The organism is Amycolatopsis umgeniensis (assembly GCF_014205155.1).
Taxonomy (GTDB): Bacteria; Actinomycetota; Actinomycetes; order Mycobacteriales; family Pseudonocardiaceae; genus Amycolatopsis; species Amycolatopsis umgeniensis.
Genome location: NZ_JACHMX010000001.1, coordinates 6,375,688 through 6,390,961 on the forward strand (window position 1 = coordinate 6,375,688; position 15,274 = coordinate 6,390,961).

The window sequence follows — 15,274 nt, forward strand, 5'->3', positions numbered from 1 at the left end:
CGCCCCTTCCCTCGGCTTGCCGAATATCGTTCGGCGGAGTCCCTGTGAACCTGACGATCAGCCTAACTTCAGCGCAAGTAGTCGGCTAAATGCGCAGGAGGAAGCGAGATGTCCGTACAGGAGCTGGTCGTCCGGCGGGGACGCCGGTCCGGGGTGACCACGATGGTCGCCGTACATTCGCGGGTGCTCGGCCCGGCCGTCGGAGGCTGCCGGTTCAAGGTCTATCCGGATGTCCGCGACGCGATCGACGACGTCCTGCGGCTGTCCGCGGCGATGACCCGAAAGTGCGCCGTCGCGGGCCTGGACTTCGGCGGCGGCAAGAGCGTCGTCGCGCTTGAGGAGGTGCCGACGCCGGAGCGGCGTCGCGACATCCTGCTCGACCACGCCGACCTCATCGCGTCACTCGATGGTGCGTATCTCGCGGGACCGGACGTCGGTACCGGCCCGGCCGACATGCTCGTGCTGCGCGAGCGGACCCCGCACGTGTTCTGCCTGCCCGAGGAGCACGGCGGCACCGGTTCCTCGAGCGGGCCGACCGCCGTCGGCGTGCTCGCCGCCTTGAGGGCCGGCGCACGGACGGTCTTCGGCGACGCCTCGATGCGAGGTCGGACGGTGGTCATCAGCGGATACGGCTCGGTCGGCGCTCATCTCGCCGCGGACCTGGTCACGCAGGGCGCCGAGGTGATCGTGTCCGATGTGGACGAACACCGGCTCCGGGCCGCCGCGGAACAGGGGCTGCGCCGCGTCGCGCCGGATCAGGTGCTCGGCGTCGAGGCCGACGTCCTGATCCCGGCGGCCGTCGGCGGGGTGCTCGGGCCCGCCACCGAGGTCTCCGCCCCGCTCGTCGTCGGCCCGGCCAACAATCAGCTCACCGAGGACGCGGTGGCGGACGAACTCGCCGCCAGGGGTGTCCTGTGGATCCCGGACTTCGTCGCGAGCGCCGGGGGCGTCGTCTACACACTCGGCCGCGAGAAAGAGAACCTCACGCACGACGAGGCGCTCGCTCGCGTCGAGACCCTGGAGGACACGACGCGAGGAATTCTCGACGCCGCTTCGGCCAACGGCACCACGCCGCTGGCCGAAGCGAACGTCCTGGCCGAAGCGAGGCTCACTTCTGGTGCGGAGCCACGTACTCCTTCGCCTCGGGAGCCTCGAACAGCGGCTTGACGTAGCGGACGCCGCCCTCGGCCGACGCGTCCGGTGTCGCCGCGTACACCTGGCGCGTCGCCGGGGTGCCCGCCTTCGAGAAGTCCAGCGCCGCCACCAGATCCTCCGTACTCGCCGACGTCGTCTGCTTCAGCGCCGCGGCGATGCCGTCCCTGGTGAGATCCTTGTTCTCGCAGGCCTTCTTGAGCACCGCGCCCCACACCTCGCCGACAGCGTAGCCGTAGGGGATCCCGCCGTTCGGGGTCTCCTTGTACGCCGCCTTGTACTTCGCCGCGACGTCCTTGGCCTTGGGGAGGTCGGCGGAGAACGGGACGCTGCTGGCGACGATCGTCAGCTTGTCCAGCGCGTTCGCCGCCGGGCTCTTCAGCAGCACGGGATCGAACACCGGGTTGTTGCCGAGCACCGGCACGTTCAGCCCGAGCGCCTTGTTCGCCGCGAGCGCGGAACCGGTCTGCGCCGGTGTGGTGGTCAGGACGATCGCCTTGACGCCGTCACCCTTGAGCCCGGTGACGATGTTGGTGAGGTCGTTGTCGGTGGAGGTGATCTTGACTTCCTTGACGGTCAGATTGTGCTTCTCGGCGTAGAACTGCGAGCCGCGCAGGCCGTTCTTGCCGTACTCACCGTCGATGTAGACGTGCCCGATCGTGTCGCCGTCCTTCACCAGGCCCTGCTCCTGGAAGTAAGACAGGCCGTCGATGATCTCCAGGTCGTACGTCGTCCCGACGATCATCACGTACGGATTGTCGAGCAGCTCCGAAGACCACGACGCGGGCGCAGCGACGGTCTTGTCCGAGGCGATGTTCTGTTTCAGCGCGGCCACCACCGGCGAGCCGAGCAACTGCACGAACCCGAGCACCTTCGGCTCGATCTGCGGATACAAGGTCTTCGCCGTGTCCGCCTTGTAGCCGTGGTCGACGGTCTCCAGTTTGACCTGACGCCCGCACGCCCCGCCCGCGGCGTTGAAGTCCTTGGCCCACAGTTCGTTCCCTTGCGTGATGCCGAGCCCGAGGTTCTTGAAGACCCCGGTCTTGTCGGTCATCACCCCGAGGGTGATCTCCGAGGCCGTCACCCCCTTGCCTGCTTTGACGCCCGAACCGTCCGCCCCCGAGGACCCCGAGTCGCCCGCTTTCGTGCTGCACGCCGAGAGGACGAGGACCGCCGCCAGCGCGACGGCCGGATACATGCGTTTCATTTTCCTTGCTCCTCCGGGAGATGAGGTTTCTTCGAGGGAGTGATGCGGCGGCCGATCGCGGCGAGCCCGCCCGGTTCGAAGAGCACCACGAGGATGATCGCGGCGCCGTAGACGAACGAGCTGACCAGAATCGGGGTCAGTGCGCCGTCCCCGGTTCCGGAGAACCAGCCGAGATCGGCGGAGTACAGCGAAAGCACCTGCGGCAGCCCGTTGACGATCAGCGCGCCCACCAGCGCGCCGGGCACCGAGCCGAGTCCCCCGATGATCACCATGGCCAGGAAGGCGATGGAGATGTTGATGCCGTACGTGCCGAATTCGCTCTCGTCGGGTTTGAGGATGTCGAACCACAGCACGGTCATCGCACCCGCCAGCCCCGCGTACGCCGAGGAGACCGCGAACGCGCCCGCCTTCGCCCTGGTGACGTTGACGCCCATCACGGACGCGGCGGCCTCGTTGTCCCGCACCGCCCGCCACGACCGGCCGATCCGGCTGGAGACGGCCGCGCGGGCGACCACGAACGCGAGCACGGTCAGCAGCAGGAACAGGTACCAGAGCCGTTCCGCCTGCCGGATCGGTACGCCCATCAGCTCGATTTCGGGGCCCTCATTGGTGAACGGGAAGCCGAACAGGGAGAACGGTTCGGGTGTGCGCCCTGTCGAAGTTCCGCCGGTCAGCGTCTCGGCGGACTGTCCTAAGTAGAGTCCCAAGAACACCAGCGACAGCGACGCGACACCGAGGTAGATCCCGCGCAGCCGCCCGGAAACCGGGGCGAACGCCAAGCCGAGCAACGCGGCGATGACCACCGCTCCGGCGAGCGACAGGGCGGGGTCGAGCCCGAGCCCGAATACGCGCTCGTCGTCGGTCGGTCCGGAAAGGACGGTGTACCCGGTCGCGCCCGCCAGCAGGAAGAACGCGTGCGCCAGCGACAACTGCCCGGCCTGCCCGACCAGCAGGGTCAGCCCGATCGCGCCGACCCCGCCGATCATCATGTACTGCCCGGCCTTCAGCCAGGCCGCGTCGAGATACAGCGGGATCGCGAGGAGGACGACCAGCAGCCCGATCCACAGCAGCGCCTTGACCAGCCTCGTCCGATCACGTTTCGCGGGCGGTGTCGGGGGCGCGGCGGCGGGGGATTTCACAGCGGTGTCAGACACGGGTGCTCTCCCTTGTCCCGAACAACCCCGACGGCCGCACCACCAGGACCACGAGCATCACCAGGAAGACCGCGCTCTTGGAAAAGTCGAAAGACACGTACTGAGCCGAAAGCGCCTCCACGAGGCCGACGACCAGCCCGCCCACCACCGCGCCCGCGGTCGAATCCAGTCCGCCGAGGATGGCCGCGGGGAACGCCGCGAGCGCGATGGAGTGCGTGCCGCGGGACAGTCCCGCGCCCGAGAAGTCCTGGGTGGCGATGAACAGCACCGCGACTCCGGCGAGCACCCCGGCCACCAGCCACGCGGTCGCCGTCACCCGGGAACTGCGGATCCCCATCAGCGCGGCGGCCTCGCGGTTCTCCGCCTGCGCCCGCATCGCGACACCCCAGTTCGAGTACTTGAACGCGAGGGTGAACGCGGTGATCAGCACGGCGGCGACGAGCAGCGCGACCAGATGCGTGCGGAACAGCGTGATCCCGCCGATTTGGAACGGCTGCGCGTCCCAGGCGTCGCCGAGGAACGGCAAAGTGACGCCGAGACGCCGCACGATCTCCTCGGTGATGATCACGTCGACACCGATGGTCAGCAGCGCCAGGCTGTTCGCGTCGGCGTGCCGCGAGCGGGACAGCAGGAACCGTTCCAGCAGCAGGGCGAGCAGCCCGGCGGACACGATGCCCACCAGTGAAGCGCCCGCCCAGCCGAGCGATTCGCGCGTCACGACGACCAGGTAGCCGCCGAAGAGCACGAGCGAGCCGTGCGCGAAGTTGACCACTTCGGTCGCCTTGAAGATGATCACGAAACCCAGCGCCAGCAACGCGAACACCGCGCCCTTGCCGAGTCCGTTCACCACGAGTTGCAGGAAAGTGTTCACGCGCTGGCCTCCGTGCCGAGGTATGCCCTGATCACGTCCGGATCCGACTGGACCTCGGCCGGGGTGCCGTCGGCGATCCGCCTGCCGAAGTCCAGGACGGTGACCCGGTCCGCGATGCCCATCACCAGCCCCATGTCGTGCTCCACCAGCAAAATCGAGATGCCGAGTTCGTCGCGGACGTCACGGATCGTGCCGGCCAGTTCGGCGGTCTCGGTCGCGTTCATCCCGGCCGCGGGTTCGTCGAGCAGCAGCAGGACCGGTTCGACGGCGAGCGCGCGGGCGAGGTCGACGCGTTTCACCGCGCCGTAGGGCAGCGCGCCGACCGGGAGATCGACCAGCGCGCCGATGCCGAGGAAGTCGCAGATCTCCCTCGCCCGCGCGGAATGCCGCCGCTCGGCCCGGGTCGTCCACGGCAGCCGGAGGCCACACGCGAGGAAACCGCCCTTGGTCAGGGCGTGCCGTCCGAGCATGACGTTGTCGAGCACGGTCGAGCCGGGGGAGAGCGCGGCGTTCTGGAACGACCGGCCGACGCCGAGCCCGGCGAGCCGATGCGGCGCGAGTCCGGAAAGGACGGTGTCGCCGAGCCGGACGCTCCCGGTGTTCGCCCGGTAGAGCCCGCTGATCACGTTGAAGCAACTGGACTTCCCGGCGCCGTTCGGGCCGATGAGCGCGTGCAGCGAACCGGAGCCGACGCTGAAGGAGACGTCGTCCAGCGCCCGGATCCCGCCGAAGCGCAGGGTCACGTTCGTGACGTGCAGCTCGGGCGGCGTCATCCGGCCCACCTCGACAGGCTCCGGCCCGCGAGCCGCTTGCGGGCGTCGACGGCTTCCACCTCCGCGTGGCCACCGAGGTAGAGCCGCTGGACGTCCTCGCTCGCGGTGAGCTCGGCCGTCGTCCCGGCCAGCGCGACCCGGCCCACCTCGAGGACGATCGCGTGGTCGGCCACGCGCAACGCCATCACGGCGTTCTGCTCGACCAGCACCACGGCGGTGCCCTGATCGTGGATCTCGCGGATGATGGCGCCGATCCGCTCGACGATCTTCGGCGCGAGGCCGAGCGACGGTTCGTCGAGCAGCAACAGCCGGGGGCCGGACATCAGCGCGCGGCCGATCGCGAGCATCTGCTGCTCACCGCCGGAAAGCAGGCCCGCGCGTTGTTTCGCCCGCTCGGACAGGACCGGGAAGAGCTCGTCGACGCGTTTCCTCGCGGCGGCGCGCTGCCCGGGGGAGCGGGCGCCGATCCCGCCGGCGCGGAGGTTCTCCTCGACCGTCATCCGTGCGAAGACCTGGCGGCCTTCGGGGACGCCGACCACGCCGAGGCCGACGATGCGGGCCGGATCGAGCCTGGTCAGCGGCTTGCCGTCATAGCGGACCTCGCCTGAGGTGATCGAGCCGCGGTGCATGCGCAGGGTGCCGGAGACGGTCCGCAGCAGGGTCGACTTCCCGGCGCCGTTGCTGCCCAGGACGGCCAGCACCCCATCAGGTGAAACGTCGAGGTCGACCCCGTGCAGCGCGGCCACCGACCGGCCGTACCGCACGCGAAGATCACGGACACTCAGCAAGCCGCCTCCTCCATCCGTGTGACGCGAGTCACGATCGGTGGCGGTCATCCTGCGTGGGCACCCTCCGCCGCGTTACCCCCACCTGGAGACCCACCCGGCTACAAAACGGACACGGCGCATTTAGTCCTCTGGATGCGGTCCTTGCACGCGCAACTACCGCATCCAGAGGACGAAACGCGTCAGAGGAGGCCGGCTTCGGAGGCCTTGCCGATGGCTTCGACGCGGTTGCGGGCACCGAGTTTGTGCAGCGCGGACTGCAGGTACGTCTTCACCGTGTTCCGCGCCAGCCCGGTCGATTCCGCGATCTCCGGATTCGTCTGCCCCTGCGCGGCCAGCCGCAGGACCTCGTACTCGCGCCGCGTCAGACCGCTGCGGGCCAGTGCGTCGGACCGATGGCCGTCGTCGGGGAAGATGCGCGGGTCGACGACCCGATCACCCTTGAGCACCTGCCGCAACGCCGCCACCAGATCCGTCCCGGCGACGTCCTTGAGCAGGCAGCCGTGCGCCCCGGAGTCCAGCGCGGCCCGCACGCCCTGATGGTCGCCGTGCGCGGTGAACACCACGATCCGCCCGGCCGGGTGCACCCGCCGGAGTTCGGCGATGACCTCGGGCGCGAGCATGTCCGGCAGCCGCAGGTCCAGCAGGATCAGCGCCGGTTTCAGCACACCCGCCCGCAGGATCGCGGACCGGCCGGTCTCGGCCGAGCCGACCACGGTCATCGCCGGGTCGTAACGCAGCAGCAGGCTCACCCCGTCGCGGACCACCGGATGGTCGTCCACGACGAGCACGGTCACCGGCGACGGCATGGTTCCGGCACCCAGGCGCGCAGTGTGCACCCGTCGTCCTCGTCGTGGACCAGGCTGACCCGGCCGCCGAGCCGCGCGGCGCGTTCGGCGAGCGCGCGCAGGCCCATCCCGGTGCCGGGCGCCGGTTCTTCGCCGCGATGACCGGTCCCGTCGTCGGCGACGACCACCTGGACGCCCTCCTCGCTGGGCAGCAGGCTGACGACGACCGACAGCGCGTCGGCGTGTTTCTCGACGTTGAGCAGGCCCTCCCGGACGGCCGCGACCAGCAGCCCGGCGCGTTCGGCGTCCAGTTGCGGCACCGGCGCGAGCTGCACGAACCGCGCCGGGACCCCGCAGCGGGCCTGGAACGAACGGCAGTGCTCGGCCAGTTCCACCGGCAGCGCGCGTTCCGGACTCGACTCCGACAGCGCCAGCAGCGACTCGCGCAACGCCCGCGACGCGGCCGACACGTCACCTTCCAGCCGCCGCAGCCGCGATTCGAGCGCCGGGTTGTCGCTGATGTCCTCGTGCAGGTTCCGGACCTGGACCCCGATGGAGAACAGCAGCGCGCCGACCGAATCGTGCAGCGCGCTCTGCATCCGGAGCCGCTCCGCGGACAGCGCCGTTTCCCGATCGGACTCGGCGACCGACGCCAGTTTCAGCGCCCGGCCCGCCTCGCCGGCGATGCTTTCGAGGGACTGGATCGCGTCGTCGCCGAAGTCGCGCGGCTCGCGCATGGCGGCGTACGCGATGGCGACGGTCTCTGTCCCGCTCACGATCGGGACGGCGATCATCGCGGCCAGCCCCTCGCCGCGCACCTGCGCGTCGAACTGGTGGGTGATGCTCGGCGAGCTGACGTAGTCGTTGACCCGCACCGGCCTGCCCAGCGCCAGCACCCGGCCGCCGATGCCCTGGCCGATCGGCACGGCGAGGTCCTGCAGCGCGTCCGTGCGGGTGCCCGACATCCAGCGGATCACCGCCTGCTCGGGGCCGGTCAGCTCGGCGACGAAGCCGGAATGCGTGCCGATCGCCTCGCGGATCAGCCGCGCGGTGCCGTTGAGCGCCGCGACCCTGTCGAGGGTGGCGAGCAGCGCTTCTCGCTCGCGCAGAAGCCCGCCGAGCACCGCGCTGTGCTCGGCGGCGAGTTCCACCGCGACCTGGCGTTTCGCCGTCACGCGCTCACGATCGCACACCGGACGTGGTTTCCGACACACCCGGCCGGAGAGGTTCGCCGATGCGTTCCGGGCCGCGGTTGTCTTGAATGGACTCCGTGGAGATCCTGGCCGACGCCGCGACGCTGGCGCTGTACACGACCGATGCCTCCAACTACCGGCACGTGCCCGAGGGCGTGGTGGTGCCGAGGAGCGTCGACGAGGTGATCGCGGCCGTCGCCGCCTGCCGCGAGGCCGGGCTGCCGGTGATCGCCAGAGGCGGCGGCACCAGCGTCGCGGGCAACTCGTGCGGGCCGGGTGTCGTGATCGACCTGTCGCGCCACGTCGGCGGCGTCCTCGACCTCGATCCCGGGGCGCGGACGGCGCGGGTGGCGCCAGGGACCGTCCTCGACGACCTCCAAGCGCTCGCCGCGCCGCACGGGCTCCGGTTCGGCCCCGACCCGTCGACGCATTCGCGCTGCACGATCGGCGGGATGATCGGCAACAACGCCTGCGGTTCGCATTCGGTCGCTTATGGGCGGACGGTGGACGTCGTCCGCGAACTGGACGTGCTGCTCTACGACGGCACCCGGCTGACCGTCGGGCCCACCTCACCGTCCGAAGTGGACGCACGCGCGGCCGAACCCGGTACGGAAGGCCGCGTCTTTTCGGAGTTGCGCGCGCTCGTCCGGGACAACCTGGCGTTGCTGCGCACCGAACTGTCCTCGTTCAGCAGGCGGGTGTCCGGGTACGGACTGGAACACCTGTTGCCGGAGAACGGTTTCGACGTCGCCAAGGCGCTGGTCGGCAGCGAGGGCACCTGTGTCACCGTGCTCGGGGCGACGGTCGCGCTCGCCGAGGTACCGAAACGCAAGGTGCTCGCGGTGCTCGGTTTCGAGTCCGACATCGCCGCCGCCGACGCGGTCCCCGCGATCCTGCCGTGGTCGCCGCTGACGGTGGAGGGGGTCGACGCGGACCTCGTCGCGCTGCTGGAACCGGGCCGCGCGGACGGACTCCCGCCGGGCGGTGCCTGGTTGTTCGTCGAGATGGAAGACCCGGATCGCGCGCGTGGGCTGATCGCCGGACTGCGCGGCGCGCTCACCGGATCCGCGCTGCTGGACGACGTGGCCGCGCAGAAGCGGCTGTGGCGGATCCGGGAGGAGGGCGCCGGTCTCGCGACCCGGCTGGCCGGGGGCGAGGAAGCCTGGCCCGGCTGGGAGGACGCGGCCGTCCCGCCCGAACGCTTGGGCGCCTACCTGCGTGAGTTCAAGCAGCTCATGCGGAAGCACGGCCGCAAGAGCGTGGTCTACGGCCACTACGGAGAGGGCTGCCTCCACCTGCGGCTGGACTTCGATCTGCTGTCCCCGCGAGGGGTCGCCGGGTTCCGGTCGTTCCTCGAGGAGGCGGCCGACCTGGTCGCCGCGCACGGCGGCTCGCTGTCCGGGGAACACGGCGACGGCCAGGCCCGCTCGGAACTGCTCTCGCGGATGTACAGCCCCGAGATCCTCGCGCTTTTCGCACGGTTCAAGGGGATCTTCGATCCGGCGGGCAGGATGAACCCCGGCATCCTCGTCGATCCCAGGCCGGTCGACGCCGATCTCCGGGTCCGCCGGGCGCCGCTGGACCTTGAGGACGTCACCGCGCTCGCGTACCCGGAGGATCAGGGGAGCTTCGGGCAGGCGATGCGGCGCTGCGTCGGCGTCGGGAAATGCCGCAACACCACCGGAGCGGGCGTGATGTGCCCGAGTTATCGGGCCACCCGCGAGGAGAAGCACTCGACACGCGGCCGCGCGCATCTGCTGGCCGAGATGGTCAACGGCGAGCTGATCACGGACGGCTGGCGTTCGGAAGAGGTCGCCGAGGCGCTGGATCTCTGCCTGTCGTGCAAGGGCTGCCTCTCCGATTGCCCGGTCGATGTCGACATGGCGACCTACAAGGCGGAATTCCTGCACCAGCACCACAAAGGGCGGCTGCGCCCGGCGTCGCACTACTCGATGGGCTGGCTCCCGGTGTGGCTGCGCGCGGCCTCGCTGGCGCCGCGGCTGGCGAACACGATGTCACGCCGGTTCTCCGGCCTGCTGAAGAAATTCGGCGGGATCGCGCCGGAACGCGACCTGCCGACCTTCGCCAGGACGCCGTTCACTCGACGCCGCGACGATCTCAAGCGCTGGGCGACCGGCCCTCGTCCCGTGGTGCTGTGGCCCGACTCCTTCAACAACTACCTCACACCGGACGTCCTCGACGCCGCGGCCGAGGTGCTCACCGCGGCGGGCTACGACGTCGTCCTGCCCGATCGCGGCGTCTGCTGCGGCCTCACCTGGGTGTCCACCGGGCAGCTGGATGTGGCGAAGAACGTGTTGCGCCGTACGCTTTCCGTCCTCGAACCGTATCTGCGGTCGGGGTACCGGGTGGCAGGCTTGGAGCCGAGTTGCACGGCGCTCTTCCGCGGCGACCTGGAGGCACTCCTGCCCGGTGACCCGGTGGCGAAACTGCTCGCCGAGCAGACCCGCACCTTCGCCGAACTGATCGAGGACTCACCGCTGGAGTTCCGGTCGCTGGACGTCGAAGCGCTCAGCCAGGTCCACTGCCACCAGCACGCCGTGCTCGGCTTCGGCGCCGACGAGGCGGCGATGCGCGCGGCGGGTATCCACAATTCCACCATGGATTCCGGCTGCTGTGGACTGGCGGGCAACTTCGGCTTCGAACGCGGCCACTACGACGTTTCCGTCGCCTGCGCCGAAGATCGCATGCTCCCCGCGATCCGTGCCGCGGCCGAGGGCACCGAAGTGGTCGCGGACGGGTTCAGCTGCCGGACGCAGATCGAACAACTCGACGGACGCAAGGCCGTGCACCTGGCTGAGCTGCTACGACGCGCGCTGCCCTCTCGTGACTGAGGGCCGGTTTGTCTTGGGGGATAAGCAAAGGTGGAGTGCTCGTGCTGTCCTTCGGCGCCGGTCGCGGGGCAGGTGTTGCGAAAGCCACGTTCGCAACGTTGAAGGTTGCGAACGTGGCTTTCGCAACGCCGTTGCCCGGGTTCGTGGCGTTTCGGACGTGACGAAGAAGCCTTCAGTCCCGGACCGCGTGGGTCGAGTTGGTCGTGAATCGCGTTGCGGGTTGTCTTGAGGGTGAGCGAGGGCGTGATCCGGCTCCAATCACACGTGATCGCCCCCCAATCACACGTGATCGCCGCCCAATCACACGTGAACGCCCATCTCGCCCGAACACGCCACGTTCGACCTTCCCCTCAAGTGAACCCGAACCGCCACTCACGACTGTCTCGGGTGTCGCGAAAGCCACTTTCGCGACTTCTGATGTCCCGAAAGTGGCTTTCGCGACAAGGCCGCTACGCCTTCACGTACCGAAACGCCACTCACAACGCGCGCAGTGTCAGAGCGTCGCGTTCCGCGTACTTCTTGAGCGTCAGCAACTGTTTCCGCATCATGATCAGGTCGCCCCAGCCGAGCAGGAACTCCTTGAGGCGGCCGCGGAACCCTTGTGAGGTCACGACGATGCGGCACAGCATCCGGCACGAGTTCTCGTCGATCGGCTCGACCGAGTACGTGGCGGCCACCGGTCCGAACAGGTTCTCGGATTTGGCGAAGGTGCGGCCGGTGAGGCTGCGGCCCCGCTCGACCTCGGTCAGCTCGAACACGATCAGCGTGTCGCCGGGAGCGAGCTCGTCGGCGCCGGGGGTGAGCGTGTCCGGGCTGCGGCGCCCCAGGTTGTCGAGCAGGTCGTAGCTGTAGGGCGCGACCGAGATCTGGCAGAGCCAGCGATAGGCGAGCGCGGCGGGCGCCCGCACGGTGACGGCGCGGTCGAAGAGCGCGACGGGGCCGTCGAGCAGCGTGTCCGCCGGCTGTGCGCGGCGGCGCTCGGCCGGGGTCGCGCCCCAGTTCGCGAGTGATCCGAAAGGCATGGCCGCCTCCGTACGGTGCCGTATGTTTTTCCATACGGTACCGTATGCTCCGTGGCCGGGAAACGGAAGCTCGCCCGTGAAGATTGGGCCGACGCGGCGCTCGAGGCGTTGTGCGACGGCGGGGTCGCCGCGATCGCCGTCGAGCCCATCGCGGCGAAACTCGGGACGACGAAGGGCAGTTTCTACTGGCATTTCGCGAACCGGGACGCGCTGGTCGAAGCCGCCGTGCGCCGCTGGGTCGACCAGGACACCGAGGCGCTGATCGCGCTGCTGGACGGGATCTCGGATCCGGCGTCGCGGCTGCGTGAACTCTTCGAGCTCGTCTTCGGAACGAAGGACGAGCAGCGCGCGGAACTGGCCCTGCTCGCCGACGCCGGAGACCCGGTGATCGGTCCGATGCTCGCCGACGTCACCGCGCGGCGCGTCGACTTCATCGTCCGCTGCTTCCGGGAGATGGGCTGCCCCGAAGTCGAGGCCGGACATCGGGGATTGCTGGCCTACACGGCCTTCATCGGATTGATCCAGGCGCAGCGGGCGAGCGGCGGGACGCTGCTGCCGTCGGCCGAGCGGCCGGGCTACCTGGAGTTCCTGCGCGGGATTATCACGCGGTGAGAAGGATCTTCGGCTCTTCGGGCGGGTGATCGGCCGGAGCCTTCCGGCGGTGCCGCCCGCCACTCATCATCGGCCCATGACAGCCACGTATCCCGCGGCGAAGGACGATCCCGCGACCCCGATGGGCGCGATCTACGCCGAGTATCCGCCGATGTCCCGGGTCGTCTTCCCCAGCGGTTGCGAAGGCTGGTTGGTGACCCGGTACGAAGACGTCCGCCTGATCTTCTCGGACACGCGGTTCTCCCGGAACCTGCTCGATCCCGGCGCGCCGTGCCTCATCGAACCGGGCGATTTCTCCACCGGTGACCACAGCATCCTGAACATGGACCCGCCGGATCACACCCGGTTGCGGAAGCTTTCGGCGCCCGCCTTCACCGTCCGCCGGATCGCCGGGCTGCGGCCGCGGATCCAGGAGATCGCCGAAGGACTTCTGCACGACCTGGTCCGGCACGATCCGCCGGTGGATCTCGTGGAGACGTTCGCCTTCCCGTTGCCCACAGCGGTCATGTGCGAGATCCTCGGCGTCCCGTTCGAGGGCAAGGAACGGTTTCGTCAGTGGTCGCGGGTGATCGTCACGCCGATGGCGTACACCCCCGCTGAAGTGGCGCGGGCCCGTCGTGACGGGGCGGACGACATGGCGGCACTCGTCGCCGTCAAGCGGTCGGAGCCGGGTGATGACCTGCTGAGCGTTCTCGTGCACACCCGCGACGAAGACGGAGATCGGCTCACCGAGGCGGAGCTGATCGACCTGGCCACTCAGCTCCTGCTGGCCGGGCACGAGACCACGGTCAGCCTGATCGCGACCGGGATCGTGCTGCTGTCGGCGAATCCGGACCAGTTCGCCGCGCTGCGTTCGGATCCCGGACTGATGGCGGGGGCGGTCGAGGAGATCATGCGGTTCGACGGACCGGCCGACGCGTCGCTGCTCCGGGTCGCGCTCGAGGACATCCAGCTGAGTGGCGGCCTGGTCCGGCGCGGTGAGGCCGTACTGGCGCACACCGGCGCCGCGAACCGCGACGAGAACGCCTTTCCCGGCGCGTCGCGGTTCGACATCCGGCGCCGGAACGCGCCGCAACTCGGCTTCGGGCACGGAATCCACTTCTGCCTCGGGGCGGCGCTCGCCCGGCTCGAAGGGGAGATCGCGTTCCGGACCCTGCTCGACGGCCTCCCGGGACTGGATCTCGCCGTCCCGGTTTCGGACATCGTGTGGCGCCCGCCGCTTTCGATCCGCGGCCCGGAAGCCGTGCCGGTGACCTGGGCTACCACCAAGCGCGGCTGAGGCTCTCCAGCGTCGGTTCTTCCGGCGCCGGAAGAACCTTGAGGTACCAGGTGAAATTGCTGTAGACGTGCAAAAGCGCGTACGCCAGGCAGCGCCGGGAGAACCCCTCGTCCGGTTCGACGCCGTATCCGGCGAGCAGTCGCCGCAGGAAATCCTTGTCCCCACCGGAAACGAACAGGCCGACGGCGACGAAGTCGTACTCGGCCGCGCCGCGCATCGCCGGTTCGAAGTCGAAGAGCCCGGTCAGTCGCGGGCGTTCGCCGTCATGGGCGACCATGACGTGGTCGCGCATGAACTCGGTGTGCAGCGGGACGGCGGGCGGGCTGCCCAGCTCGACGGAGTCGAGGAACGCCGGGATCCGCGCGATCCAGCTCTCGTCGAGGCCGGTCCGGCGGTGGTGCTCGACGGCGTTCGCGCGCTGCTCGGCGACGAACGCGCCCCAGTCCGGCGGATCCAGGACGTCCAGCCGCGGGTCGTGCAGTGAATGCAGGACGGCCAGCGCCTCGCCGAGTTCGGGGGCGAGCCGGTGTTTGTCCTCTGTGGACAGTTTCGGCCAGGCGTCCTTCAGCGTTTCGCCGCGCAGGCGCTCCATGAGCACGTAGCCCCAACCGTCCCGCTCGCCGACGTCGTGCACGGCGGGCGTCGGGATCGGCAGCTTCCCGTGCAGGACCTCGAGCATCGTCCGCTCGGTCGGGAGTTCGTCGAGATGCACCGGCGGGAACAGCTTCAGCACCAGGTCTTCGCCGACGGCGTAGACCGGCAGCGAGCCTTCGGTGAACGGGACGACTTCGCCGAGACCGAGCGATCCGGTCAAGGAAGTCACGGCCGGAAGCAGGCTTTGCCTGGTCAGGGCGTCGAACTCGGCTTCGGTGCCGGCGGGCGGGAACGAGATCACGGAACCGACCGTAGAACAGGGGGAGCGGACGCGGCGAGGTATTTACCCGCTGCGTTCCAGCAGCGTCCGAGCCGCGCCGAGCACGAGGCGGCAGACGTCGTCGGGATCCGCGCTGGCCAGGGGTTCCTTACCGGTGATCTCGCGGACCAGGCCGATCCCGAGCAGCCACGCCAGGATGAGGTCGGCCCGCAGATCCGCGTCTTCGGCGTCCGTCAGCGTCGCGAGCACCTTCGCGTACTCCCCGCCGAGCTGCCGTCGGACCGCCGCGGCGGCGCTGTCGTGCCCTGTCGAGCGCAGGTAGGCGTCGAGGGTGCGGTCACGGCCGGTGTCGGACTCCAGCATGCTGCGGAGCGCCGTCCCGAGCAGTTCGCCCGGTGGTGTGGTGGCGATCTGCTCGCGTCCGCCGCGTGCCAGGACCTCCTCGAAGAGCGCGTCCTTCGACCCGAAGTAGCGGAACAGCAGCGCCTGATTGGCTCCGGCGAGCTTCGCGATGTCTCGTACGGTCGTCCGGTCGAAGCCGCGTTCGGCGAACAGCGCCGCCGCCGCGTCGAGCAGGGCCGCTCTCGTGGCGGCCGCGTCGCGCTTGCGGACCTGCGGTTCTTCCGTCATCGGGCACAGGCTAGCCGGACGTCGCACGGTAGGCGCATTGACGCTCACCGTGATCATGGTTAGCGTTGTAAGCAGTTGCTTA

General features: G+C 69.6%; 14 protein-coding genes. 4 read left to right on the plus strand and 10 right to left on the minus strand.

The window, feature by feature from the left end:
• The first annotated feature begins 108 nt into the window (after positions 1-108).
• Positions 109-1,167: a Glu/Leu/Phe/Val dehydrogenase gene (locus HDA45_RS29820; RefSeq protein ID WP_184900879.1), complete on the plus strand. Its 1,059-nt coding sequence runs from the start codon at positions 109-111 to the stop codon at positions 1,165-1,167.
• Here the strand turns inward: HDA45_RS29820 and HDA45_RS29825 are convergent.
• The 7 genes from HDA45_RS29825 to HDA45_RS29855 all read right to left on the minus strand — a co-directional run bounded on the left by HDA45_RS29825 (position 1,109) and on the right by HDA45_RS29855 (position 7,905).
• Positions 1,109-2,359 (minus strand): ABC transporter substrate-binding protein, encoded by a 1,251-nt coding sequence (locus HDA45_RS29825; protein WP_184900881.1) that lies wholly within the window; start codon positions 2,357-2,359, stop codon positions 1,109-1,111. The genes HDA45_RS29820 and HDA45_RS29825 overlap by 59 nt on opposite strands.
• Positions 2,356-3,513 (minus strand): ABC transporter permease subunit, encoded by a 1,158-nt coding sequence (locus HDA45_RS29830; protein WP_184900883.1) that lies wholly within the window; start codon positions 3,511-3,513, stop codon positions 2,356-2,358. Before HDA45_RS29830 ends, HDA45_RS29825 begins: the two co-directional genes overlap by 4 nt.
• Positions 3,506-4,384: an ABC transporter permease subunit gene (locus HDA45_RS29835; RefSeq protein WP_184900885.1), complete on the minus strand. Its 879-nt coding sequence runs from the start codon at positions 4,382-4,384 to the stop codon at positions 3,506-3,508. Before HDA45_RS29835 ends, HDA45_RS29830 begins: the two co-directional genes overlap by 8 nt.
• On the minus strand, positions 4,381-5,157 hold the full coding sequence (locus HDA45_RS29840) for an ABC transporter ATP-binding protein (RefSeq protein WP_184900887.1): 777 nt from the start codon (positions 5,155-5,157) through the stop codon (positions 4,381-4,383). The genes HDA45_RS29835 and HDA45_RS29840 overlap by 4 nt, the downstream gene beginning before the upstream one ends.
• Positions 5,154-5,945, minus strand: a complete 792-nt coding sequence (locus tag HDA45_RS29845; RefSeq protein WP_184900889.1) for an ABC transporter ATP-binding protein — start codon at positions 5,943-5,945, stop codon at positions 5,154-5,156. Before HDA45_RS29845 ends, HDA45_RS29840 begins: the two co-directional genes overlap by 4 nt.
• A gap of 179 nt (positions 5,946-6,124) precedes the next feature.
• Complete coding sequence (locus HDA45_RS29850) at positions 6,125-6,751, minus strand: response regulator (protein WP_184906187.1); 627 nt, start codon at positions 6,749-6,751, stop codon at positions 6,125-6,127.
• Positions 6,736-7,905 (minus strand): GAF domain-containing protein, encoded by a 1,170-nt coding sequence (locus HDA45_RS29855; RefSeq protein WP_184900891.1) that lies wholly within the window; start codon positions 7,903-7,905, stop codon positions 6,736-6,738. The genes HDA45_RS29850 and HDA45_RS29855 overlap by 16 nt, the downstream gene beginning before the upstream one ends.
• 86 nt (positions 7,906-7,991) lie before the next feature.
• On the opposite strand from HDA45_RS29855, the gene HDA45_RS29860 reads away from it, so the two are divergent.
• Positions 7,992-10,775 carry an FAD-binding and (Fe-S)-binding domain-containing protein gene (locus tag HDA45_RS29860; protein WP_221471270.1) on the plus strand — a complete coding sequence of 928 codons (2,784 nt, stop codon included), beginning with the start codon at positions 7,992-7,994 and terminating at the stop codon, positions 10,773-10,775.
• Positions 10,776-11,251: 476 nt separating this feature from the next.
• On the opposite strand, the gene HDA45_RS29865 is transcribed toward HDA45_RS29860, so the two are convergent.
• Positions 11,252-11,797, minus strand: a complete 546-nt coding sequence (locus HDA45_RS29865) for an SRPBCC family protein (RefSeq protein WP_184900893.1) — start codon at positions 11,795-11,797, stop codon at positions 11,252-11,254.
• 51 nt (positions 11,798-11,848) lie between these two features.
• On the opposite strand from HDA45_RS29865, the gene HDA45_RS29870 reads away from it, so the two are divergent.
• Positions 11,849-12,409: a TetR family transcriptional regulator gene (locus tag HDA45_RS29870; protein ID WP_184900895.1), complete on the plus strand. Its 561-nt coding sequence runs from the start codon at positions 11,849-11,851 to the stop codon at positions 12,407-12,409.
• Positions 12,410-12,485: 76 nt separating this feature from the next.
• Positions 12,486-13,688: a cytochrome P450 gene (locus HDA45_RS29875; protein ID WP_184900897.1), complete on the plus strand. Its 1,203-nt coding sequence runs from the start codon at positions 12,486-12,488 to the stop codon at positions 13,686-13,688.
• On the opposite strand, the gene HDA45_RS29880 is transcribed toward HDA45_RS29875, so the two are convergent.
• Positions 13,669-14,583: a phosphotransferase gene (locus HDA45_RS29880; RefSeq protein ID WP_184900899.1), complete on the minus strand. Its 915-nt coding sequence runs from the start codon at positions 14,581-14,583 to the stop codon at positions 13,669-13,671. The genes HDA45_RS29875 and HDA45_RS29880 overlap by 20 nt on opposite strands.
• Positions 14,584-14,625: 42 nt before the next feature.
• Positions 14,626-15,192: a TetR/AcrR family transcriptional regulator gene (locus tag HDA45_RS29885; protein ID WP_184900901.1), complete on the minus strand. Its 567-nt coding sequence runs from the start codon at positions 15,190-15,192 to the stop codon at positions 14,626-14,628.
• Positions 15,193-15,274 lie beyond the last annotated feature (82 nt).